The sequence below is a fragment of the Kitasatospora sp. MBT66 genome (assembly GCF_000710405.2).
In the GTDB taxonomy this organism is placed as follows: Bacteria; Actinomycetota; Actinomycetes; order Streptomycetales; family Streptomycetaceae; genus Kitasatospora; species Kitasatospora purpeofusca.
The window spans coordinates 490,528-514,621 of sequence record NZ_JAIY01000010.1; the positions used below are offsets into that span (position 1 = coordinate 490,528).

Annotated in this window: 17 protein-coding genes; 10 read left to right on the forward strand and 7 right to left on the reverse strand. The window is 72.8% G+C overall.

Going from position 1 to position 24,094, the window contains the following annotated elements:
• The first annotated feature begins 145 nt into the window (after positions 1–145).
• The 3 genes from BI06_RS26880 (at position 146) to BI06_RS26890 (ending at position 1,037) form a co-directional block, all read left to right on the forward strand.
• Positions 146–370, forward strand: a complete 225-nt coding sequence (locus BI06_RS26880; protein ID WP_043472194.1) for a type II toxin-antitoxin system VapB family antitoxin — start codon at positions 146–148, stop codon at positions 368–370.
• A gap of 89 nt (positions 371–459) precedes the next feature.
• Positions 460–585, forward strand: coding sequence for a PIN domain nuclease (locus tag BI06_RS26885; RefSeq protein WP_167349715.1), 126 nt, complete (start codon positions 460–462; stop codon positions 583–585).
• A 119-nt stretch (positions 586–704) separates the two neighbouring features.
• Entirely contained in the window at positions 705–1,037 is a 333-nt protein-coding gene (locus BI06_RS26890; RefSeq protein ID WP_030391222.1) for a YnfA family protein, read from the forward strand.
• Between the two features lie 48 nt (positions 1,038–1,085).
• On the opposite strand, the gene BI06_RS26895 is transcribed toward BI06_RS26890, so the two are convergent.
• From BI06_RS26895 to BI06_RS26910, 4 genes are all read right to left on the reverse strand, one after another.
• Positions 1,086–2,750 (reverse strand): metallophosphoesterase family protein, encoded by a 1,665-nt coding sequence (locus BI06_RS26895; RefSeq protein WP_078879549.1) that lies wholly within the window; start codon positions 2,748–2,750, stop codon positions 1,086–1,088.
• A 253-nt stretch (positions 2,751–3,003) separates the two neighbouring features.
• Entirely contained in the window at positions 3,004–5,439 is a 2,436-nt protein-coding gene (locus tag BI06_RS26900) for a choice-of-anchor A family protein (RefSeq protein ID WP_051741933.1), read from the reverse strand.
• A 152-nt stretch (positions 5,440–5,591) separates the two neighbouring features.
• Positions 5,592–5,843 carry a hypothetical protein gene (locus BI06_RS26905; RefSeq protein WP_030391225.1) on the reverse strand — a complete coding sequence of 84 codons (252 nt, stop codon included), beginning with the start codon at positions 5,841–5,843 and terminating at the stop codon, positions 5,592–5,594.
• A 121-nt stretch (positions 5,844–5,964) separates the two neighbouring features.
• Positions 5,965–6,420, reverse strand: a complete 456-nt coding sequence (locus tag BI06_RS26910; RefSeq protein WP_030391226.1) for a hypothetical protein — start codon at positions 6,418–6,420, stop codon at positions 5,965–5,967.
• 251 nt (positions 6,421–6,671) lie between these two features.
• On the opposite strand from BI06_RS26910, the gene BI06_RS26915 reads away from it, so the two are divergent.
• Together BI06_RS26915 and BI06_RS26920 are read left to right on the forward strand one after the other, a co-directional pair.
• Positions 6,672–7,088 (forward strand): DUF3592 domain-containing protein, encoded by a 417-nt coding sequence (locus tag BI06_RS26915; protein WP_030391227.1) that lies wholly within the window; start codon positions 6,672–6,674, stop codon positions 7,086–7,088.
• A gap of 271 nt (positions 7,089–7,359) precedes the next feature.
• On the forward strand, positions 7,360–8,277 hold the full coding sequence (locus BI06_RS26920) for an SGNH/GDSL hydrolase family protein (protein ID WP_094745438.1): 918 nt from the start codon (positions 7,360–7,362) through the stop codon (positions 8,275–8,277).
• Positions 8,278–8,359: 82 nt separating this feature from the next.
• On the opposite strand, the gene BI06_RS26925 is transcribed toward BI06_RS26920, so the two are convergent.
• Both BI06_RS26925 and BI06_RS26930 read right to left on the reverse strand, forming a co-directional pair.
• Positions 8,360–10,783, reverse strand: coding sequence for a lamin tail domain-containing protein (locus BI06_RS26925; RefSeq protein ID WP_043473171.1), 2,424 nt, complete (start codon positions 10,781–10,783; stop codon positions 8,360–8,362).
• A gap of 355 nt (positions 10,784–11,138) precedes the next feature.
• Positions 11,139–12,128 carry a LuxR C-terminal-related transcriptional regulator gene (locus BI06_RS26930; protein ID WP_030391230.1) on the reverse strand — a complete coding sequence of 330 codons (990 nt, stop codon included), beginning with the start codon at positions 12,126–12,128 and terminating at the stop codon, positions 11,139–11,141.
• Between the two features lie 372 nt (positions 12,129–12,500).
• On the opposite strand from BI06_RS26930, the gene BI06_RS26935 reads away from it, so the two are divergent.
• From BI06_RS26935 to BI06_RS54785, 3 genes are all read left to right on the forward strand, one after another.
• Positions 12,501–12,725 carry a hypothetical protein gene (locus BI06_RS26935; protein ID WP_043472196.1) on the forward strand — a complete coding sequence of 75 codons (225 nt, stop codon included), beginning with the start codon at positions 12,501–12,503 and terminating at the stop codon, positions 12,723–12,725.
• Positions 12,726–12,747: 22 nt separating this feature from the next.
• Positions 12,748–13,005 (forward strand): hypothetical protein, encoded by a 258-nt coding sequence (locus BI06_RS26940; RefSeq protein WP_030391231.1) that lies wholly within the window; start codon positions 12,748–12,750, stop codon positions 13,003–13,005.
• Positions 13,006–13,238: 233 nt separating this feature from the next.
• A complete protein-coding gene (locus BI06_RS54785; RefSeq protein ID WP_051741934.1) occupies positions 13,239–19,445 on the forward strand; it encodes a DNRLRE domain-containing protein in 6,207 nt (2,068 codons plus the stop codon).
• Between the two features lie 183 nt (positions 19,446–19,628).
• On the opposite strand, the gene BI06_RS26950 is transcribed toward BI06_RS54785, so the two are convergent.
• Positions 19,629–20,732 carry a HoxN/HupN/NixA family nickel/cobalt transporter gene (locus BI06_RS26950; RefSeq protein ID WP_030391233.1) on the reverse strand — a complete coding sequence of 368 codons (1,104 nt, stop codon included), beginning with the start codon at positions 20,730–20,732 and terminating at the stop codon, positions 19,629–19,631.
• Between the two features lie 285 nt (positions 20,733–21,017).
• Here BI06_RS26950 and BI06_RS26955 point away from each other — a divergent pair, with 285 nt between their 5' ends.
• A complete protein-coding gene (locus BI06_RS26955; RefSeq protein ID WP_030391234.1) occupies positions 21,018–21,950 on the forward strand; it encodes a hypothetical protein in 933 nt (310 codons plus the stop codon).
• 225 nt (positions 21,951–22,175) lie between these two features.
• Complete coding sequence (locus BI06_RS26960) at positions 22,176–24,059, forward strand: CocE/NonD family hydrolase (protein ID WP_051741936.1); 1,884 nt, start codon at positions 22,176–22,178, stop codon at positions 24,057–24,059.
• The last annotated feature ends 35 nt before the right edge of the window (positions 24,060–24,094 follow it).

Genomic DNA, 24,094 nt, shown 5'->3' on the forward strand with positions numbered 1-24,094 from the left:
ACCCGAACCCGGCCACCCGCCGCCAGACCCGAGCCGCCCCGCCTTCCCCCGGCAGCCCCCGCGTCACCACGCGGGGGCTGCCGCACTTCGCGTTCGGACGGTTGATGTGGATGATGTGGGTGGATTCATCCACGGAGGCGCGGAAATGAGTATGACCAACGTCGACGTCGACGACGCGATCCTCGCCGAGGGCATGCAGCTCATGGGGACCAGCACCAAAAGGGACACGATCAACGGCGCCCTCGCCGACTACGTCAACCGACTGAAACGGATCGAGGCGCTGGAGAAGCTGTCCGAACGTGCGGCCCGGGGGGAGTTCGACCCGACGGAGCGAATCCATCAGGCCCGGAAGGCGGACGGGGAGAACTGACACATGAACAGCCTCGGCCAGGTGCGGGCTGGGCCCTCAACGCCCAGTACAAGCTCACGCAGAAGGGGCAGCACCGCTCGGCCGGCACGGTGGACCTGCTGCTCTGCTCGGTCGCGGCGCACTACAACTACCCGGTGCTGCACGTGGACAACGACTTCGTCACCGTCGCGCGGGTCATCGCCGAACTCCGGGAGCGCGACGTCCGGGCGTCCTGACCCGGCTCCTGTCCGAAGCCCCCTGCCGACCGTTCGGGAATCCCGAACGGTCGGCAGGGGGCTTCACACATGTGCCCGGGCCGGAGGACGAGCGAGAACGCGCCCTAGGCTGGACCGCTATGACCGTTCTGCGTTCCGTCGCCCTGTTCGTGCTCGCCGCGCTCGCCGAGATCGGCGGCTGCTGGCTGATCTGGCAGAGCGTGCGGGAGGCGCGGCCGTGGTGGCTGGCCGGGGTGGGGGTGGTGGTGCTCGGCGGGTACGGCTTCGTGGCGGCGCTGCAACCGGATGCCGCCTTCGGGCGGGTGCTCGCCGCGTACGGCGGGGTGTTCGTGGCCGGGTCGCTGCTGTGGGGCGTGGTCGTGGACGGCTTCCGGCCGACCCGCTACGACGTGCTGGGTGCCCTGGTCTGCCTGGCGGGAGTCGCCGTGATCATGTACGGACCCCGGCGCTGAGCGAGCGCCGGGGTCCGTGGGTACGCCAGAAAGGGAGCAGGACCGGGCCTACCAGCCCCAGCCGCCGCCCTCGCCGTCGTCGTCGCTGTTGCCGTCCCAGCCCTCGCCGACCTTGCGCAGGATGGTGTAGTGGTCGACCCGGGTGCCGTCCTCCGCCAGGGCGGTGACCGTCATCTCCGACTTCTGGCCCAGGTGCGCGGGCTTCACGTCCACCTTGATGAACGAGTAGCCGGTGTAGCGCACCCGCGACCACTCCACCGTCTCGGTCACCTTGCCGCCGCCCTTGGCGAAGTAGTAGGTGTCCACCGAGTCGACGCGCTTCTCGTGGCCCTCGTAGCTGTCCGGGGCGTCGAAGCGGTACAGGCTGCGGCCGGCCGCGCCCGCCGTCACGTAGACCACGCCGTCCGTGGCCGGCTCGACGGTGGCGCCGCTCGGCACGGCCTTGGCGACCTTGTTGCCGAGGATCGCGTCGGTGCGCTCGTAGACGTGGTTGTGACCGTTGATCACCAGGTCCACCCGGTACTTCTCGAACAGTGGCACCCAGGCCTCGCGCACGCCGCCCTCGGAGGCGTGCTGGTGGGTGGTCGAGAAGGCGCAGTGGTGGAAGAAGACCACGACGAAGTCGACGGTCTCGTCGTTGCGCAGGTCCTTGAGGGTGCGCTCCAGCCAGCGGGTCTGCTTGCCCGCCGAGACGCCCAGGTTGGCCGGGATCTCGTAGGAGATGTCGTTGGCGTCCAGCGAGATGACGCCGACGTTCTTGTAGCGGAAGGAGTAGACGCCGGGGACGCTGCGCTTGTCCGGGCCGTTGTCCGGCAGGTAGAAGCGGGCGTTCTCGCCGCCGTAGCCGTTCGGCGAGTACCAGGCTTCCATGTCGTGGTTGCCGTAGGAGACCATCCACGGCACCTTCGAGGCGACCGTCTCGGTCTGCACCAGGAAGGCGTCCCAGGTGGTGGCGTCGAACACCGACTTGTCGGAGTCCTGGCCGGAGCCCGCCGGGTCGGCGTAGCAGATGTCGCCGGCGTGCAGGTGGAAGGCCGGGTTCTGGGCCAGGATGATGTGGTCGTTGCCCTTGGCGTGGTCGCTGACACCCTGGTCGCCGAAGGCGGTGAAGGTGAACGGCTCGTACACCTTGCCCCAGCGGTGGTCGCGCGAGGGCGCGGTGCGGAAGGTGCCGAGGGTGGAGATCGCCTGCTGCGAGGCCGGGTCGAAGCCCTGGTGGCCGACACCGTAGTAGTACGTGGTGTCGGGGCGCAGGTCCTCCAGCGCCACGTGCAGGTAGTACTGGTCCACGGCCTTGCCGGTGGGGGTGAGCGCCGGGGTGTGCAGGGTGCGCACCTCGGCCTCGATCTTGTGGCTGAGGTCCCACGGGTTCTTGCCGTAGCGCAGGAACGGCCGCTTCACCGGGGCCGGCACCTGCCAGGAGACCCGGAACTGGGTGTCCGGCTCGGGCCCGAAGGCGAGGTGACGCCCGATCGGGGCGACCAGCGAGCCGTCGATGCCCGCGGTGGCGCCGCCGGCCAGCAGCTGCGGCGCGACGGGGGCGGCCGAGGCGGTGCCGCCGAGGGCGCCGCCCACGGCCAGCGCGCCCACCGAGACGGCACCGGCGCGCAGCATCCGCCGGCGGGAGAAACGGGCCCGCAGGTACTCGTGCTGCTCGGCCATGCTCATGCGTTCGGCGAGCTTCGCCGGCACGCCCATGTTCGGAGTTTCCATGGACAGGGACTCTCCCAGTCACGTGTTGACCGGACACGGACGGGCGGTGAACGCACCCGGGCGTACCGGTCAGTCGAACGCCAATGTTCGACCATGGCTCGGCAAAGCCGTCCGCGGACGAAGAGCTCCGCGAGGGGTCGGCGGGCCGTGGTCGGGGGTCGCCGCCGGACCGGGGCCGGGACCGTCCTGAGCGGGAGTGGGCCCGCAGGACGGTCCCGACCGCCGGTTCACCCGGTCGGGCGATCGACCGTCATCAGCAGTCGTCGTCCTTCTTGTTGGTGAGGGCGACGGTGACGCAGTCGTCGGCGTTCACCCGGTAGGGCCCGCTGACCGGGTCCGGCGGGAGCTGGTAGCCGGCGGGCGCGGCGGTCTCCCGCAGGTAGTACTGACCGGTCGGCAGGTGCTTGAAGTCGCAGCCGCCGCCGGCCGCGGTGGTGCAGTCACCCGCCCGGACGTCCGGGTTGATGCCCAGGGTCTGCAGGCCGGGGATGCCGTTGGCCTCCCGCCACAGCTCGAACACCGCGCCGTTGAGGGGCTTGCCCGACCAGGCGTCCTTCTTGGTCAGGTGGATCGCGCCGGTGGCCGGGGGCTTCGGCGACGGGCAGTCCTTGGCGGTCACCTGCACACCCGCCGCAGCGTTCTGCGCGGTCAGCACCAGCGGACCGAACACCGGCTCGGCCGGCAGGTCGTAGCCGGTGGGCGCGGCGGTCTCGCGCCAGTAGTAGGTACCCACCTCCACCGTCCGACGGCAGAGGCCGTCCGCACCGGTGGTGCAGGCCGCACCCACCTGGGTGTCCGGGTTCACGCCGGAGGTCTGCAGGCCGGGGACGCCGTTGGTCTCCCGCCACAGGTCGAACACACCGCCCGCGAGCGCGGCGCCCGTCTCGGCGTTCGTCTTCAGCACCCGCACCTCACCGGTCACCGGGGGCACGAGCGTGTCGGCGGCGGTCGTCTGCACACCCGCCGCGGCGTTCTCGGCGGTCAGCACCAGCGGACCGAACACCGGGTTCGCCGGGAGCTGGTAACCGGTGGGCGCGGCGGTCTCGCGCCAGTAGTAGGTACCCACCTCCACCGTCCGACGGCACAGCCCGTCCGCACCGGTGGTGCAGGCCGCACCCACCTGGGTGTCCGGATTGACGCCGGAGGTCTGCAGACCGGGGACGCCGTTGGTCTCCCGCCACAGGTCGAACACACCACCGGCGAGAACCGCGCCGGACACCGCATCGGTCTTCAGCACCCGCACCTCACCCGTCACCGGGGGCACGAGCGTGTCGGCGGCGGTCGTCTGCACACCCGCCGCGGCGTTCTCGGCGGTCAGCACCAGCGGACCGAACACCGGGTTCGCCGGGAGCTGGTAACCGGTGGGCGCGGCGGTCTCGCGCCAGTAGTAGGTACCCACCTCCACCGTCCGACGGCACAGCCCGTCCGCACCGGTGGTGCAGCCCGCACCCACCTGGGTGTCCGGGTTCGCGCCGGAGGTCTGCAGACCCGCAATCCCGTTGGTCTCCTCCCACAGCTCGAACACACCGCCCGCGAGCGCCGCGCCGGACACCGCATCGGTCTTCAGCACCCGCACCTCACCCGTCACCGGGGTGGAGCCGCAGGAGGGCAGGTCGCCGTTGAAGGGGTAGGAGTGGAACTCCTGGCCACCGCCGCCGACGGGCAGGCTGGTGTGGGTGAGGGAGCCGGTGGTGAAGAAGCGGCCGTTGACGCCGGCCAGGGTGACCGTGGTCTGCGAGGTCTGCTCGCCGATCAGGAAGCTGCCCTGGAACTGGCCGGTGCCGCCCAGGGTGACGGAGGTGGCGTCGGGAAAGTTCCACAGCAGGTGGTCGCGGTAGCCGTTCAGCGGGTCGTCGGAGTCGTTGATGCCGCCGCTGAAGGTGTTCAGGACGCGGGTGGCGCCGGTGACGTTGACCAGGACGGTGGCCCCGGCCGGGATGTTGGCGAAAACGATGCCCTGCTGACCGCCGGTCGGCCCGGTGAGGTCGAAGTCGGCGTTGAAGACCTGGAGCGCCGAGCTGCCGTCACCGGTGAACAGGGTCTGGCCGCCCTGGTTGACCGCCGTGCCGGTCGGGGTGCGGGGCACCCCGCCGACCCGGGCGTAGCAGTCGGAGGCGGTCGAGAGCTGGGCGCGCAGACCGGTGTAGGGCTGGACGGCGTTGGCGTCGGTGACGGAGGTTCCGGTCACGGTGCCGGTGACCGGCCCGACGTGCCGGACGACGCCGCCCTCGGCCACCAGGGACTGGCCGCTCGCGACGGTGACCCCGGCGCCGGTGGTGAGGAAGTCGGCGCCGTCCGGCGGCGGGACCCGGGAGCCGACGCCGGCGATGCCGACGTTGTAGATCGAGCTGACGCCGGCCTCCTTCGCCTGGTCGAAGGCGTTGAGGACGACGACGCGGCCCTCGGCCTCGGCGGCGCGGCCGCGGACCAGGAAGTCACCGCCGACGAAGACGTTGATGCCGTTGTCGCGGCCGGTGAACGGGCCGTTGTTGATAGAGGTGGGGTAAGTGGCGGGGCAGCTGCCGGGCACGCAGGGCCCGAGTCCGCCGGGCAGCGGGGCGGCCGCGGCGCTGATCGCGCCCGGGCCGAGCGCGAGGACGGGGACGAGGGCCGTGACGAGGGTGCACGGTACCGCGAGGGCACCGGCCCTTCGGCGGACGCGGGCGAGCAGTCGGTTGAGGGAAGCCATGCTCGTAGCGTCCGACAGTTTGTACGAACGCGGTCACCGCTGGGGCGCCCTCCTACGCTGATGCGGTGAGCAGGCGCACCCGGCCGGACCAACCGTCACCGTCCGGAGCGGGGAAAGGGGCGCACCGACGGGGCCCGGGAGGCCCCGCGGCGTCAGGACGCTTCGTCCCAGGGCGAGGCCGCGCGGTTCCCGGTGCCGTCGCAGGTGCGGCAGATCTCGTCGCGGTAGGCGTGCTTGGCGCCGCCCGCGTCGACCCGGTAGCGGACGTACACCCCGGTGCCGTCGCAGAGGAAGCAGTTGCCGCCACCACCGCCGACCTCGGTGGTGCCGGTGCCCTGGCAGGTCCGGCAGCTGAGGCCGGCGGTGCGGCCGGTGCCCGCACAGATGCGGCAGACCGTGGTCATCGTCGTCCTCCTGTCGGCGCGCGGGGCCCGGAGCGTGTCCTTCGGGTCACGCCCTAGGTCATGCTAGGCCAGCCGTCCCCCGCGCGGGTCCGGGTCGTCGGGGTCGTCGGGGTCGGCGGGGTCAGCCCGGCAGGCCCTCGCCGACGCGGCGGGAGACCGAGATCTGCTGGAGGTCGAGCAGCCCCGGCGGTTCGGCGACACCGGGGCCGCCGGAGTGCACCCAGGTGGCGATCTCCTCGATCATGTCGTCCGCCAGGACCCAGCCCAGCCAGACCGGCCGGCCGCCGGCCGCGCGGCCCTCGCTGGAGGGGCCGACCACGACGACGTTGGAGTGCGCGCAGGTGTCCAGGCACTTCACGGCGCGGACCCGGCCGGCGTCGCCGACCGCCGCGCGCAGCCGCTCGTACTGGCCGGCGTGGTCGACACCCGGGTGCTTCTCCTGGGTGCCGCAGCAGCAGCCCCGGCAGACGGTGACGGTCACCGGGGCCGCCGGGCCGCGTCCGCCCTGCTTGCCGGCCGAGCCCTGCTTCCCGGCCCCGCCCTGCTTGCCGATCCGGTCGCGCTCGCGACGGCTCATGGTTCCTCGGCCTCCTCGTTCCCCAGGGCCCGCCGCCGCGCCGGTGCGCGCGGCGGCCGCAGGCCGCTGCGGCCGACGATCACGGTGGAGCCCGCCGGCCGGGTGGCACCGGGACGGCAGCCGCAGCCTACCCGGCCACCGCCGAACGGCCGCCCCGGGTGTCCGCGTCGACATGAACTGGGCTCCAACAAAAGGGAGTTGGTGACGCACCTCTGGGCGCGGGCGCGGGCCCGGGCGTAGGCTGCACGACTGTGAACCTTCTCGCCCTCCTGATCGGGACGGTGTTCGCCGGCAGCGCGTACTGGACCGGGTCACGGGCCTCGCGGACGTTCCGGATCAACCGCTACGGCGCCCGCCACCGGGCCCGGGTGGTCTCCGTGACGAGCACGCCCGTGGGCGACGAGGGCGGCTACGAGGACACCGTCCGGGTGCGGTTCGAGGTCGCGGACGGCCCGGCGGTGGAGGCGGACACGTCGATCGCGCTGCGCGGGCCGACCGGGCTCGGCCCCGGCGACCCGGTCGAGGTCGCCCACCTCCCGCGCTTCCCGGAGAAGGTCGTCCTCCTCGGCTTCCCCAGCGCCGACGGCGTCGGGCTGCTGGGGTACTCGTGCGTGCTCTTCACCGTGATGACGGTGTTCTTCTTCTGGGTGGCCGCCCGCATCGCCTGACGACGCGGAACCCCCCACCCCGGCCGCGCCCACTTCCCCGGCGGGGCACCCGAATTCCGCTCCACCCCGTTTCGGAATGCATTTCGACACCCCTCGGAGCGAAATTCGGAATTCCCGCCGGAGCGCCTGCCGAAACCTCTGACGAATTTTCGGAAATGTATGCGCACAGCATGGACGACCGCGAAACCTGCCAGTAACTTACCTGTCAGTAGTAGCTGTGGCCCGGCTCGCACGACCCCCACCCACCCGTTTCTCTCCCCCAGGAGGAACCGTGCTCCGCCGTGCCCGGAATTCCCTGCTGCTCGCTTCCGCCGCGTTGGGCGCCGCACTCGCGATGACCGCCACCAGCGCGCAGGCCGCCACTCCCGCCCCCCACCGCTACGTGGCGCTCGGCGACTCCTACGCGGCCGGTGCGGGGGTTCCGAACCAGTCGGCCGGCCTCTGCCTGCGCTCCGACCGCAACTACGGCCACCTGGTCGCCGCCGCGCTGAACGCCGCCGCCTACCGCGACGTCACCTGCGCCGCCGCCAAGGTGAAGTCGATCACCGAGGCGCAGTACGACGCCTTCATCCGGGTCAACGATCCGCAGATCGACGCGGTGACCGCCGACACCGACCTGATCACCCTGGGGATCGGCGGCAACGACCTCGGCGACAGCGATCTCGGGATCGCCGACGTGATCGCGACCTGCATCGCGGGCGCCGTGGTCAATCCGCTCGGCACCCCGTGCACCGACGTCTACCACCACGGGTACTGGGACTGGTCCAGCTGGTCCTGGCAGTACGGCAACGACGACCTCGCCGACCGGATCGACCGGACCGGGCCGCGACTCGCCGACACCGTGAAGCGGCTGCGCGCCAAGGCCCCGAACGCCCGGATCCTGCTGGTCGGCTACCCCTCGGTGCTGCCCGCCGACGGCGCCTCCTGCGTCCTGCGCCAGCCGATCGCCCCGCGCGACATCCCGTACCTGCACGACGTGCTCGGCCGGCTGAACACGATGCTGCAGTCCACCGCCCGGGCCACCGGCGCCACCTATGTGGACACGGCCACGCCCACCCGCGGGCACGACGTCTGCTCGGCCGACCGCTGGGTGGAGGGCGCGCTGCCCGGCTCCCCGGCCGTCCCCTTCCACCCGAACGCGACCGGCGAGCGGGTCATGGCCGACGCCGTGCTCAAGGCCCTCGGGTAACGCCTCCGAAGAACACGCCCGAAAGCCCCGAGGGGCGGTGACCGGTCCCCGGTCACCGCCCCTCGGTCGTGCTCCGCCGGCCTCACGGCTTGATGCGGACCACCTGCGGGTCGTGGTCGCTCGCCTGCTGGGCGAACTCGGCGTTGATGTGCACCACGTCGTACTTGGCGTACCCGACCTCCGGGCTGACCAGGATGTGGTCCAGCACCTGCGAGTTGCCCTGGTAGACGTACGAGTACTGCTCCTTCTCCGGCAGCTCGTTCACCAGGTCGCGCAGCACGCCGTCCTTGGTGAGCGTGGTCAGCGCGGGCGAGAACTGGTAGTCGTTGAAGTCGCCGACCGACACCACCTTGGCGTTCTTGTCCGCGGCCAGCAGCTTGGCGACGAAGGCCTGCTCCACCGTGGCCTGGGCGACCCGCTGGACCTCCGAGGAGCGGGTCGGGGCCTGGAAGCGGCTGTCGATGCCCTGGTCGCCGCCCTTGCTGTTGAAGTGGTTGGCGATGACGAAGACCTTCTTGCCGCGGAAGGAGAACTGGCCGATCAGCGGCTTGCGGCTGTTGGTCCACGCCGCGTCGGCGGGGGCGATCCGGCCGGGCGAGGCGGTCAGCGAGGCGGCGGAGCCGGTGCCGGCCACGTCGACCGCGGTGGTGGCGGCGCCGCCGGGGATGTCGGTGAAGGAGACCCGCTGCGGGTTGAACAGGAAGACCTGGCGGATGTTGCCGCCGGGCTCGCCGCCGTCCTTGCCGTCCTGCGGGTCCACCGAGCGCCAGTCGTACGCCGGGCCGCCGGCCGCCTTGATCGCGGCGACGAACTTGGCCACGGTCTGGCTCGCGTCCACCGTGCCGTCGCTCTTGGCACCGTTGTTGTCCTGGATCTCCTCCAGGGCGACGATGTCGGGCGAACGCAGGTGGGTGACGACACCGGCGGCCAGCTCGGCGAACTTGCTGTCGGGGTTGGTGGCGGCGAGGTTCTCCACGTTGTAGGTGGCGATGGAGAGCTCGCGGTCGGCGGTCGGGACGGTCACCTCGCGCTGGAGGTGGTTGTCCTGGAGCGCGCCGAGGTTGCCGGCGACCAGGGTGTAGCCGCCGAACTGGTTGTAGTCCAGCGGGCCGTTGGTGACGCCGGTCAGCACGTCGCCCACGTTGGCGACCGGGAAGGCCTGCTGGGAGACGGGCGCCTGCTGCTGCACCATCAGCCGGCCGACGTTCGGCTCCGCGTAGGACTCGTAGAGCACGCCGCCGCGCTGGCTCTTCTGGTCCTGCTTGTCGGCGGCGACCCACAGCTCGTTGTACTTGTCGGTGGCCTGGACCACCCGGACGTCGCGGACCTCGACGAGCATGCCCTCCAGCGACTCGTAGAAGTCGAGGGTGTACTTCTCCGGGTCCAGGGCGACGCCGTTGATCGTCCCGTCCGGGCCCGCCGCCGGGGTGTAGGTGCCCGGGATGTTGCGGGTGTCGACGACCACCGGGGCCGGCAACGGGTTCCCGGAGGAGACCACGGTGACGGCCGGGTTGGTCAGCTGGGTGAGCGACTGCGAGCCGCCGTTGAAGTTCGGGTAGTACTCCGTCACCTTGCCGGTGACCAGCACCGAGTCGCCGACCTTGACGATCGGGTTGGCGGAGCCGGTGTAGACGAAGACGCCCTCGCTGGTGGCCGGGTCGGCGTCCGGGTTCGGGTCCTGGATCCAGAAGCCCTTGGAGCCGTACGCGCGCACGCCGGTGACGATGCCGGGCACACCGGCGACGGTCTTGCCGGTGCGGTCGGACAGCCGGGTGCGGCCCTGGATGTCGTGGATCCGGACGGTGCCCGGCTCGGTCGGGCCGGTCGGGGTGGAGCCCTCGGCGACCTCGCCCTTGCTGTTGGTCGGCGACGGGGCGCCGGCCGCGAGGTCGGCGGCGTTGTCGTCGGTGTCCGGCAGGCCGGCCTTGCGGGCGACCGAGGCGGTGTTGGAGGCGCCGGCCACCGAGGCGGAGCCCTCGTGGACCACGGCGGTGCCGAAGCCGACCAGGTCGCGCACCCGCGGGTCGGCGGCGCAGTCGGCCGCGGTCTTGCAGGTCAGCGGGTCGGTGCCGCGGACCAGCGCGACGGTGCCGCTGGTGCCGGACAGCGCCAGCGAGCCGACCGCGTCCGGGGTGGGCAGCTCGACGGTGCCGGCCGCGCCGGCGCCCTCGGCGACCAGGTAGCGCCCGCCGGGGGCGATCGAACCGGTCAGCGGGGTGACGCCCCACTGGGAGTTGGGGCCGGGAGCGGCCGATATGTACTGGACGCTCCAGCCGTCCAGGCCGAAGGCGGCGCCGCCCTTGTTGGCCAGCTCGACGAAGTCGTTCTTCAGCGTGGCGCCCGAGTTGCCGCCCCCGCCGTAGACCTCGGAGATCAGCGCGTCCGCGGAGGGCGCGGCCACGGCGGCGGGCAGCGGGGCCAGCACCAGGGAGGCGGCCAGACCGGCCGGGACGACAGCCGCGCGCAGCAGGGCGCGGCGCGAGCGCGGACGGGGAGCGATGGGCATGGTCACCGGAACGGGGCTCCTAGCTCGGGTGGTGCACGGGGGTGGGTCGGCGGGGCGGGTCGGCCGGACGGGTCGACGACGGATCGGCGGAACGGGTCGGCCGGGCGGGTGGGCCGGGCGCATCGGCCGGTGTCCGGCCCGCCGCCCCGCTACCCGCGTAGAAATCCGCGCGGAAGTCGGAACCGCCCCCCGCAGCGCCCCAAAGATACGCGCGTAGAAAATGACCGGACAAGAGCCTGGAGGTGAACTTCTCCAGGATCTCCGGCACCGCGACGGACCGTTACCCCGAAGCTGTGACCCCGGCTACAGACAGCCGCTGCGAACAGCCGCTGCAACCGGCCACTGCAACCGGCCGCTACAGCCAGCCGCGCTGAGCCGCCTTCAGGCCCGCCTCGAAGCGGCTGGCCGCCTCCAGACGCTCCATCAGCGCCGCCATCTGCCGCCGCACCGTCCGCACCGAGACACCCAGCCGCTTGGCCGCCGCGTCGTCGGTCAGCCCGGTGGAGAGCAGCCGCAGCAGCTCGCGCTCACCGGGGCTGAGGCCGGGGCCGGCGTCCTCGGGGCGCGGGTCCCCGCCGAGCGGGACGGCGGTCTCCCAGGTCTGCTCGAACAGCGCGACCAGCGAGGCGACGATCCCGGGCTCCTCGGTGCACAGGGCGCCGGCCCTGGTGTTCTCCGGGTCGATCGGCACCACGGCGGTGGTGCCGTCGAAGACCAGCATCCGCGGCGGCAGCACCGGGGCGGTGCGCACCCGCCCGCCCAGGCCGGTCATCCACTGGGTGTAGGCGAAGGTCTCCGGGTCGTTGCGGACGCTGTCCTGGTAGATGCTGCGCAGGCTGACGCCCCGTCTCAGCGCGTCCTCGTCCAGTGGGCGGGAGGCGGCCAGGCTGGCGGCGGACTGGGCGCCGCCGGGCATCACCGCCAGGCACTCGGTGGCCAGCCGGGCGGTCAGCGTCTCCAGCTTGGCCTGGATCGCGTCGAGGCCGACCAGGCGCTCGCCGCCGTCCACCAGGGTGGCCGAGCGGAGGGTGGCGTACTCGGCGACGGCCCGTGCCACGGCGGCCTTGGAGACGGCCAGCTCCTGCTGGCGGCGGGCGAGATCCTCCTCCTGGCGGCGCAGCAGCAGCTCCAGCCCGCGCTCCGGGCTGACCGGCCAGAGCGCACCGGGGCGTTCCCGGGAGGCGCGCAGCAGGGTCAGGTCGGCGAGGCGGTCGAGGGCCGCCCGGACGGCGGCCTCGGGGAGGTGGAGCCGTTCGCAGAGTTCGGTCACCCCGCCCTCCGGGTCCGCGAGCATCTCGCGGTAAACGGCTTCCGCGGTGGTGTCCACGCCCAGCAGTTCCAGCACGTCAACGACCCCTGATCGTCACGACATCGCGTCTTGTCGCGGCTCGCGATGGAATTCCGGTCCGCCCCGGCGACCCCCGATCCTTCCTCCGGTGCTCCCGCCGCCACAAGACGTGTTCCGGTCACCCGAACCGGACCGTCCGGTCTGTTCCGCAGAGGGATCGGGCCGCCCGCGCCACCCCGGGACCGCCGTCCCGGGGTTGCAGCAAGCTGCCTGGCCGGATGCTGCCCGGCGAAGCCCCTCCCGGCGCGGACCGTGTGACGGGAGGATGCAGTCTGCGGGCAACCACCCGACAGCGCGCACCGCCGCCCCGCCCCCGCACGACGCACCGCCACCTCGCCCTGAACCACCGTGCACAGAACAGGAACCGCCGTGCCGAAGCCCGTCCGGCTGCTCGCCGCCGCCGCCCTCGCGCTGACCCTCGCCACCGTCGTCGCCCCCGCCGCCTCCGCGCAGGCCGCCCCGGCCGCCGTCGGCCCCGTGACCACCCACGCCGACGGGACGGGGATCGGCTGGGACACCCCCGGTGTCCGGGAGACCGGAGGCATCGGCTGGGACTCCTCCCGCGTCGACGGTCCGGGCATCGGCTGGGACTGACCGTTCGGTGTTCGCCGTCCAATTGACTCTCCTGGACGTCTCGTCCGCGCCCGCCGTCGAGGCCGGACCCGCCGACGTCCAGGGCGCCCTGTGGGCGCGGGCGGTTCCGGGCGACGGCCTGGAACACGTCCGCGCCCGCTCCTTCCCGGGGGGCGTCGGCGTCGTGCTGTACGTCCGCGCCCCCGACCGGGAGGCGGCCGAGCTGAGGGCCTACGCCCTGCTCCGCCGCGCACTGGCGGAGGGTCCCGCGCGCCGCTTCACGGTGGCGGCTCCACCGTAGGCCGCGGGGCCCTCCGCCGGGCTCGCTCCCGCCTTCCGTCCTGATTTCGGACGGTTGCTCACTCCCGCAGGTTTGGCCGATTCATGCCTATGGCTTGACCGGCCCATTATTGACATGCCTATGCCCAAAAGCATGCCCGCGCACAGGTCCGGTCCCCGGGCCCGCACGGCCGTGCCCGAACGCGGACGCGTGTCGCCGTCGAACCCCCTCACCACAGATCGTCGAGGAGCTCCATGTCACAGCCGACCGGCACGCCACCCCGGCACCGCGCCGGGAACACCGTGCCAGCCGCCCCCGCGGCACGCCGCCGCAACGGCGTCCTGCGCAACACCGCCGTCGCTCTCGCCGTCGTACTCGCCACCCAGGCCGCCGTCGTCGTCATGACGACCGGCCAGGCCGTCGCGGTCACCCCCGAGGCCCCCGCACCCAAGCCCGGCAAGGCCCTCGGCCCGGCCGAGGCCAAGGACATCGCCACCGCCCACCTCAAGGCCCGGCTGGAGAACCGCCGGATCGAGGTGACCGACGAACGCGGCGAGTCCACCACCACCTGGATCAACCCGGACGGCACCACCACCCTGGACCTCGCCACCGGCCCCGTCCGCTTCAAGGACAAGGACGGCACCCTGCGGCCGATCGACGTGAACCTGGCCCAGCAGGCCGACGGTTCGGTCAAGGCCAAGGGCCACCCGCTCGGCCTCTCGCTGGCCGGTGCCACCGCGCCCGCCGCCGCGTCGAAGTTCAAGGCCGCCGGCGCCCCGGCCGGCGACCAGCAGGCCCCGGCCGTCCCCCTGGTCTCGCTGGACAACGGCAACGGCACCAGCATGTCGCTGTCCTGGCGCGGCACCCTCCCGGCCCCCGTCCTCGACGGCACCAGGGCCCGGTACCGGGACGCGCTCACCGCGACCGACCTGATCGTCGAGTCCACCCGGACCGGCTTCGAGCAGTTCCTGGAGCTCAAGGACCGCAGCGCGGTCGGCGCCAACGGCACCGTCACCATGACCCTGGACGCGGCCGGCCTGCGGGCCCGCCACAACGCGGACAACTCGGTCTCCTTCCTAGACCCGGCGACCGGCGAGGAGAAGGGCCAGCTGCCCGCCCCGGTGATGTGGGACGCCAAGGTCGACGAACGCAGCGGCGACCACACCCGCACCGCCCCGGTGGGTCTGAAGGTCACCCAGAACGGCAACGCCGTCGACCTGACGCTCACCCCGGACGCCGCCTTCCTCAACGACCCGGCGACCACGTACCCGGTCACCGTCGACCCGGCGGTCAACATCGGCGTCGGCTTCGACACCTTCGTCCAGCAGGGCTACGCCACCGACGTCTCCGCGCAGACCGAACTCAAGCTGGGCAACAACGGCTCCGGCCAGATCGCCCGCTCCTTCCTGCAGTTCCCGATGGCGAAGATCAGCGGGAAGCAGATCACCAGCGGCAAACTCAACCTGTGGAACTTCCACAGCTGGTCCTGCACCGCCAAGGGCTGGGACGTCTGGGACACCGGCAGCGCCACCACCGCCACCCGGTGGACCGCGCAGCCCGGCTGGAACCGCAAGTGGGCCACCTCCACCTCCACCAAGGGCTACTCCAGCTCCTGCAACGACGGCTGGGTCAACCAGGACATCACCTCGCTGGTGCAGGCCTGGGCCGGCAACGGCAACGCCAACAACACCCTGGGCATCCGCGCCACCGACGAGAGCGACCCGTACGGCTGGAAGAAGTTCAACTCCGGCAACGCGTCCGCCAACACGCCCTACCTGTCGGTGACGTACAACACCCCGCCGGCCGTCTCCACCCTGCTCGCCCCGGCCAACGGCGCGCTCACCGGCGACGCCACCCCGACCCTGTCCGCCAAGGCGACCGACCCCGACGGCGGCAACGTCCTGCTCGACTTCGAGGTCTGGACCGCCAACGGCACCGCCGCGCTGCAGTCCGGCCACACCGCCTACGCGGCCTCCGGCTCCACCTTCACCTGGACCCCCGGCACCGCGCTGCCCGCCGGTGCCTACAAGTGGCGCTCCCGCTCCTGGGACGGCACCGCCAACAGCGCCTGGTCCGCGTTCCGCACCTTCACCGTGGACACCACCGCGCCCGGCGTCACCGCGATCGCCTCCGGGGACTTCCCGGCCGGCCAGTGGGCGGGCACCCCGGACGCCAACGGCGACTACAGCGGCACCTTCACCCTCACCCCGCCGGCCACCGACGTGAAGGACGTCCAGTACAAGCTGGACGGCGGCACCTGGGTCACCGCCGCGACCACCGGCGCCCCGGTCACCGCGAAGCTGACCTTCAAGGCCGGCGCCCACACCGTCACCGCGCACAGCCGGGACGCCGCGGGCAACGTCTCCGCCGACCGCACGTACACCTTCTACGCCGGCAAGGGCTCCGCCCTGGTCGCCCCCGGCGCGGGCGAGCGCCCGGCCCGCCGCACCTCGCTGCAGGCCGAGGGCAACAGCACCTACACCGGCGTGCGCTACCAGTACCGCCGCGGCGAGACGGACGCCTGGAAGGACGTCCCGACCGCCAACGTCACCACCACCGGCGGCCAGCCGGTCACCGCCTGGCCGTTCGCCGCCCCCGGCGGCAAGCCGGCCGCGCTGACCTGGAACATCACCGACACCCTGACCGAGAACGGCCCGGTCGACGTCCGCGCGGTCTTCACCGACGGCACCGCCACCGACGCCACCGAGCCCAACACCGTCACGGTGGACCGCAACGCCGGCACCGCCCCGGAGACCAAGGTCGGCCCCGGCGAGGTGAACACCCTCACCGGTGACCTGAACCTGTCCGCCACCGACGCCGAGGCCTTCGGCCTGCACGCCGAGCGCTCCTTCTCCTCCCGCCGGCCCACCAACGGCTCGGCCCAGGAGGGCCAGGCGGCGATCTTCGGCCCGCAGTGGAGCTCCGGCACCACCGCCGAGATCACCGACGCCGACTACTCCTACGTCCGGAAGACCTCGGCGACCTCCCTCTCGGTGGTCTCCGCCGACGGCTCCGAGACCGGCTTCACGGCCACCGGCGCGGGCGGCTGGAAGCCCGAGCCCGGCGCCGAGAACCTCACCCTGACCGGCGGCTTCACCGGGGCCTTCACCCTGAAGGACACCGAGGGCACCACGGTCGCCTTCACCAAGGTCGACCCGGCCGCCACCACCTGGCAGGCCACCTCCTCCTCGCTGCCCAGCGACAACTCCACCACCTCGGTGGTCCCGGAGAAGGTCGTCTCCGGCGGCAAGACCCTGGCCCGGCCGAAGTACGTGGTCGCGCCCACCTCGGCGACCGCCTCCGTCGACTGCGCCGCCGCGCCCGCCACGGCCGGCTGCCGGGTCCTGGAGTACGTCTACGCCGACGCCACCACCGCCACCGCGTCCGCCCTCGGCGACGTGACCGGCCAGGTGAAGCAGATCCGCCTCTGGTCCACCGACCCGGGCGCCTCCGCCGCCACCCCCGTCGTCGTCTCGCAGTACGCGTACGACGAGCAGGGCCGGCTGCGCGAGGTCTGGGACCCGCGCACCGGGACGGCGCAGAGGACCGCGTACGGCTACGACACGGCCGGCCGGGTCACCAGCGTGACCGAGCCCGGCGAGCTGCCGTGGACCCTGGAGTACGGCAAGGCCGGCAACGCGGCCACCGCCGGCGAGGGCATGCTGCTCGCCGCCTCCCGGCCCACCCTGAAGCAGGGCAGCAAGGACGTCACCGACGGCACCGCGACCACCTCGGTGGTCTACGACGTCCCGCTGAGCGGCGCCAACGCGCCCTACCCGCTGGCACCGTCCGACGTCGCGGCCTGGGGCCAGACCGACGCCCCGACCGACGCCACCGCCGTGCTGCCGCCCGACGCCGTCCCGTCGACCCACGACGGCAAGGCGCTCGGCACCGCCGCGTACAACCGGGCCTCGGTGACCTACACCAACGCCTCCGGCCGCGAGGTCAACACCGCCACCCCCGGCGGCGGCATCACCACCACCGAGTACAACGCCTTCGGCAGCCAGGTGCGGACCCTCTCCGCGGAGAACCGCGTGCTCGCCCTGGCCACCACCGGTGACGGCCTCAACAAGCTGCGCGCCCTCGGCATCGCCGGCCGCTCCACCGCGGACCGCGCCCAGGTGCTCTCCTCGACCTCGGTCCACTCGGCCGACGGCAAGCGGCTGCTCGAACAGTTCGACCCGCTGCAGTTGGTCACCCTTGAGCACGACCTCGCCGCCTCCGGCAGCTCCCCGGCGCTCACCGCCGGTGCCGAGGTCGCGGCCCGCGCCCACACCGTGAGCGGCTACGACGAGGGCCGCCCGGTCAACGCCGCCGTCAGCGACAAGGCCACCTCGGTGACCACCGGCGCCCGGATCGACGGCTACGCCGCCGACGCCGACACCCGGAAGACCGCCACCGGCTACGACTGGGCCCAGGGCCTGCCCACCCAGTCGGTCCAGGACCCGGCCGGCCTGAAGATCACCACCGCCACCGGCTACGACACCAGCGGCCGGGTGACCTCGCAGAGCCGCCCGAACTCCACCGGCTCCGACGCGGCCACCACGGTGACCTCGTACTACGGTCCGACCGGCACCGGCGCCTGCGCCGGCCACCCGGAGTGGGCCGACCTGGTCTGCTCGATCGCCCCGGCCGCCCAGGTCACCGGCGGCGGCAGCAACCCGGCCCAGCTGCCCACGAAGACCTTCCAGTACGACCGCTGGGGCAACGTCTCGGTGCTCACCGAGACCGCCAACGGCGTCACCCGCACCACCACCCGCAGCTACGACGCGGCCGGCCGTCCGGTGAGGATCTCGGTCAGCGGCGGCACCGGCACCGCCGTCGCGGACACCGTGCTCGGCTACGACCCGGCCACCGGTGAGCTCGCCACCATCGACAACGGCCGGGCCACCATCACCCAGGGCTACGACAGGCTCGGCCGCCAGGTCTCCTACGACGACGGCGCCGGCAACGTCACCACCACCGAGTACGACCGGCTCGACCGCGTGGTGAAGAAGTCCGACTCGGTGCCGTCCACCGTCAGCTACGGCTACGACACCGCCAAGGACCCGCGCGGCCTGCCCACCTCGCTGACCGACTCGGTCGCGGGCACCTTCACCGCCACCTACGACGTCGAGGGCCGGCTGGTCACCCAGACCATGCCGGGCGGCAACACCCTGACCAACAGCTACGACAGCCGGGGCATCCAGACCGGCAAGACCTACACCAACCAGGCGGGCACCGTCCTGCTGGCCGACAACGCCGACCACACCGTCCACGGACAGCAGGCCGGCCGCACCCAGTCCGACGGCAACAGCACCACCAGCAGCTACACCTACGACTCCACCGGCCGCCTGACCAGGGCCGCCGACAGCACCGGCCTGGCCTGCGCGACCCGGACCTACGCGTTCGACCGGAGCAGCAACCGGACCAACCGCACCACCGTCACCGACGACTGCGACCCGGCCACCCAGGACGCCGTCACCAAGGCCGAGAACCACGGCTACGACACCGCCGACCGCCTCACCGACGCGGGCTACGCGTACGACGCCTACGGCCGCACCACCGCCCTGCCGAAGGGCACCCAGCTGGGCTACTACGTCAACGACCTGGTGCGCACCGAGACCCTCGGCGACACCCGGAAGACCTGGGACCTGGACGCCTCCGGCCGCCTCGCGGTGAGCACCACGGAGACCAGGGGCACCGACGGCACCTGGGCCGCCACCGCCCAGGACACCAAGCACTTCGACGGCGGCACCGACAGCCCGTCCTGGTCCAAGGACGCGGCGGGCAAGCTCACCCGCAACGTGCTGGACCTGACCGGCCAGCTCACGGCCGCCACCGGCACCGACGGCGGCGCGGTCCTGCTGCTGACCAACCTGCACGGCGACGTCTCGGTCCAGATGTCGCCCGACGGCACCCAGGACCTCGCCGTCTACCACTACGACGAGTACGGCAACGTCGTCGACGCCACCGGCTCGACCGAGTACGGCTGGCTCGGCGGGGCGCAGCGCGAGGGCGACAGCCTCTCCGGCCTCACCCTGATGGGCGTCCGGCTGTACGACCCGTCCACCGGCCGGTTCCTGCAGACCGACCCGGTCCTGGAGGGCTCGCCGAACGCCTACGGCTACCCGGTCGACCCGATCACCATGGACGACCTGACCGGTATGTCCTGGCGCAAGAAGTGGGTCGCCTACTTCAGCCGGGCCGAGGGCAACACCATCGGTGTCCTGCTCTACGTCTCCGGCAAGATCAGCCAGGGCATCTCGAAGATCCTGCGCAAGCTCCCGCACTGGGCCGCCCGGGCCGCCGGCTACGTGCTGTGGGCGCTGGCCTACCTGATGAAGAAGGTCGGCAAGCAGTTCATCAAGGCCGCCAACAAGCGGGGCAGCCACGGGGTGCGGTTCACTTTCGGGATCTGGCGCTCCAGCCACTGGTGGGTGCCGGACCGTCCGATCTACCGGGTGGACCCGCGGTACTGAGCCGGACCGCTCGGCGGGTACCCGCGCGGAACCTCTGACCGGGGCTCCTGCGTTGTGACATCGGAAGACAGGTAAGGCCGGGCCCCGGAGGTTCTCCCCCGGGGCCCGGCCGCTTCCCGTTCGCGCGCTGCGGGCGCCGCCGGCGCTACTGCTCGCGCCGTTCCCGCGCCTCGCCGCGTTCGGCTACTCGCCCTTGTCGGCGGCCGCGGCGGCGAGTCCGGCGGACCACTTCTCCTCGACGTTGCCGAGCTTCCAGTAGGCGATCGCCGCCGCCCAGGTCAGCACGAACAGGCCGACGATGGCGTAGCCGACGAGGTTGAGGTCCAGCTCGCCGATCCAGGCGACCGGGCCGCTGCCGATGTCCAGCTTCTCGCCGAGCAGCCCGATCAGCTCGATCGAGCCGATGACCAGGGCCACCAGCACCGAGAGCCCGGTGACGGTCAGGTTGTAGTAGATCTTGCGGACCGGCTTGGAGAACGCCCACTCGTAGGCGAAGTTCATGAACGAGCCGTCGATGGTGTCCAGCAGGCTCATCCCGGCCGCGAACAGGACCGGCAGCACCAGCAGCGCGTACCAGGGCAGTTGGAACGCCGCCGCGCCGCCGGCCAGCACCAGCAGCGACACCTCGGTGGCGGTGTCGAAGCCCAGGCCGAACAGCAGCCCCACCGGGTACATGTGCCAGGGCTTGGTGACGGCCCTGGTCACCCGGCCGAGGATGCGGTTCATGAAGCCGCGCTTCTCCAGTTGGGCCTCCAGCTCGGCCTCGTCGTACTCGCCCTCGCGCATCCGCCGGAAGACCTTGAGGATGCCGTTGAACGCGCCCAGGTTGATCAGGCCGAGCGCCAGCAGGAAGGTGCCGGAGACGGTGACGCCGATCAGGCCGGTCGTCTCGTGCAGGGTGGAGCCGTCCTCCTCGACCTGGCCGGCCAGCGAGCGGATGCCGAGGGCGAGCAGGGCGCAGAGGCCGAAGACGATCGACGAGTGGCCCAGCGAGAACCAGAAGCCGACCGACAGCGGGCGCTTGCCCTGGCCCATCAGCTTGCGGGTGGTGTTGTCGATGGCGGCGATGTGGTCGGCGTCGAAGGCGTGCCGCATCCCGAGCGTGTACGCGGTGAGCCCCATGCCGGCGCCGAAGACCTGGCCGCCGACGTCGTAGTGCTGGGGCGCGATGACCGCGAGCAGGGTGAACCAGCCGATCACGTGCAGCGCGAGGATGAAGCCGCCCATACCTGCCAGGCGGATCCACTCCTCACGGGTGAGCCGGTCGCGCCAGCGGGGGCTGGTCATCGGGGGTCCTTTCGTGGGGCCGTAGCGGCTCCGGGACGCCGGAGCTGGGCCATCTTTCCTTCTGGTCGTAATTAGTTGCAAGTCATGCGCAATTACGACCTGGTTACCAGGTGGCGGACGAACAGGACGCCCCCGGACATGTCGCCGGGCCTTTCACCGGAGGGGCCCTGACAGAGATGGTCATGAACCGTACAAGCAGCCGTAACCCGCCGCTCCCGGAAGACGCCGTTCTACGCGCGGATACTCGGTCGTCCCGCACCCCAACCCCCTCCGGAGGGACGGCACATGATGCTCCGTCGAAGCACGCTCGCGCTGGCCGCGTCCGCTCTGCTCGCCACCGGCCCGCTCGCGCTCACCGCCCCCGCCCCGGCCGCCGCCGCGACCTCGGCACTCCCCCACCGCGTCCTGTTCGACAACAGCAAGGGCGAGACCGCCGGCAACGCGGACTGGATCATCTCCACCGCCCAGCCCGACCCGCGCACCCAGAACGCCAACCCCACCACCGAGAAGAGCTGGACCGGCGCCCTCTCCGCCTGGGGCGTCGCCCTCCAGAAGACCGGCCAGTACAGCCTGAAGACCCTCCCGTCCGGCTCCACCATCAGCTACGGCACCGGCGCCGCGCTCGACCTGGCCAACTTCGACACCTTCGTGATCCCCGAGCCGAACATCCGCTTCTCCGCGGCGGAGAAGTCCGCGATCATCCGTTTCGTGCAGAACGGCGGCGGGCTGTTCCTCATCTCCGACCACGACCGGAGCGACCGCAACAACGACGGCTGGGACTCCCCGGCGATCATCAACGACCTGTTCACCAACAACGGTGTGAACAACAACGACCCGTTCGGCTTCTCGGTCGACATCAAGAACATCTCCACCGACAACCCGCGCGCCGTCAACGACGCCACCGACCCGGTGCTGCACGGCCCCTTCGGCACCGTCACCGGCTCGATCCTGCGCTCCGGCACCACCTTCACCCTCAAGCCGGCCGACAACCCCCAGGTCAAGGGCATCGTCTACCGCACCGGCTCGTCCGGGAACGCCGGCGCCTTCTTCGTCACCAGCGGCTACGGCAGCGGCCGGGTCGCCGCCTGGGGCGACAGCTCCCCCGCCGACGACGGCACCGGGCAGTCCGGCAACAACCTGTTCAACGGCTGGGACGACCCGGCCGGCACCAACGCCGCCCTCGCCCTCAACGCCACCGCCTGGCTGAGCAAGGCCTGAGGCCGCCCCGCTCCGGGGTGTCCCGCCCGCCACTTCCCGGAGCACTCCGCCCGCCGCGCGCCCGGCCCGTCCGCCGGGCGCGCGGTTCCCCCGCCGGGCACGTACTCCCTCCGGCGGGCGGGCGGCCGCTCCCACCGGGCGTGCGGCCCCTCCCACCGGGCGGGCGTCCGCTTCCTCCCCTACTGTCGGAATGATCCGCACCGACGGGACCCGATGGGAGCGGCCATGCCCTCGTACCCGCACCGCACCACCCGCGAGGACCTGCGCGTCCCCCTCCCCGACGGCACCGAGCTGTACGCGCGCCTCTGGCGCCCCGCGACCGACGCGCCCGTCCCCGTCGTCCTGGAGTACTCCACCGGCCGCCTCACCGACTGGACCGCCACCGAGGACGCCCGCCGCCACCCCTGGTTCGCCGGCCACGGCCACGCCGCCGTCCGGGTCGACGCCCGGGGCCACGGCAACTCCGCCGGCCTCCCGCCCACCGCCGCCTCCGCCGACCTGCTCGTCGAGGACGGCGCCGCAGTCGTCCGGTGGCTCGCCGGCCGACCCTGGTGCAACGGACGGATCGGCCTGCTCGGCACCGGCCCGGCCGGGGCCCTCGCCCTGCGCATCGCCGCCCACGCCCCGGACACCGTGCGCGCCGTCGTCACCGCCTGCCCCGACGGCCCGCACCGCCTCGGCGGCGCCGTCCTCGCCGCCGACGGCCACACCCGCGCCACCGCCCACCTCGCCGACGCCGCCCGCCCACCGGACCCGCTCTACGTCGGCGACGACTGGCGCGCCCTGTGGCTGGCCCGGCTCGACGCCCTCGAACCCCCGCTCGCCGACTGGCTGGACGCCCCCGCCGCCCCCGCGCCGGCCGCCGCCGTCCCCACCCTCGCCGTCGCCGGCTGGTCCGACCCGTCCGCCGCGGCGGTGCTCGCGCTCGCCGAACGGTCCACCGCCGCCACCCCCGTCCGCGCCGTCCTCGGCCCCTGGCCGCACGGCCTCCCCGACGAACTCCTCCCCGAGGCCCTGCGCTGGTACGACCACTGGCTGCGCGACGTCGACACCGGCGCCCCCGCCGCCCCCGCCCTGCGCAGCTGGCTCGGCACCCGCTGGTCCGCCGACGACCCCTGGCCGTCCCCCGGCGTCCGCCAGGTCGGCTACGGCCTCGACGGCCCGCTGCGCGCCGCCGGCACCGCCTCCGAGGACCGCTGGGTGCGCGTCCGCTCCCCCCAGCACACCGGACTCAATGCCGGCTCCTACGTCCCGCACGGCCGCCCCGCCGACCGGCCGCCGGACCAGCGCGAGGAGGATGGCCGCTCGGTCTGCTTCGACTCCCGGCCGCTGCCCGAACCGCTGGAACTGCACGGCTCCCCGGCCCTGACCCTGCACCCGGACCCGCTGAGCGGCGGCGCCCTGGTCGCCGCCCGCCTCTGCACCGTCGCCCCGGACGGCACCTCGACCCTGCTCACCCGCGGTGTCCTCACCCTCCCGGCCGACCCCGTCGACCCCGCCGCCCCCGACCCGGTGCTCGCGCTCGCCCCGGTCGGCGCCACCGTCCCGCCCGGCCACCGGCTGCGGCTCACCCTCTCCTCCACCTACTGGCCCTGGCTGTGGCCCGACGCCGACCCCGACGGCTTCGCCGTCGACCCCTCCCGCTCCACCCTCACCCTCCCCGTCCACGACCCGGCCACCAGCACCGACGCGGCCCCCTTCCGCTCCCCCACCCTCCCCCTGCCACCCCCGCTGCACCTCACCGAACCGCTCACCGCCCGCCCCGAACGCGTCACCGTCCACGACATCGGCCGCCGCGAATGGCGCACCGAACTCTCCCCCGCCACCGACGGCACCCGCACCCACCCCGACGGCCTGGTCCGCGCCGAGCACACCGTCACCGCCTACCGCGTCCTCACCGCCACCCCCCTCAGCGCCCAGGCCCGCACCGACCGCACCCTCCGCCTCGAACGCCCCGCGCTGGGCTGGGACATCACCGTCCACACCCGCACCGAACTCCGTTGCGACGCCACCCACCTGCACGCCCACACCCAGCTCCGGGCGGAGGAGGCCGGCAACGTGGTGTTCGCGAAGGAGTGGCACCAGCGGATCCGGCGCGACGGCGGCTGATTCGACCCCGTCGGGCAGACATCCAAGCTACTGTG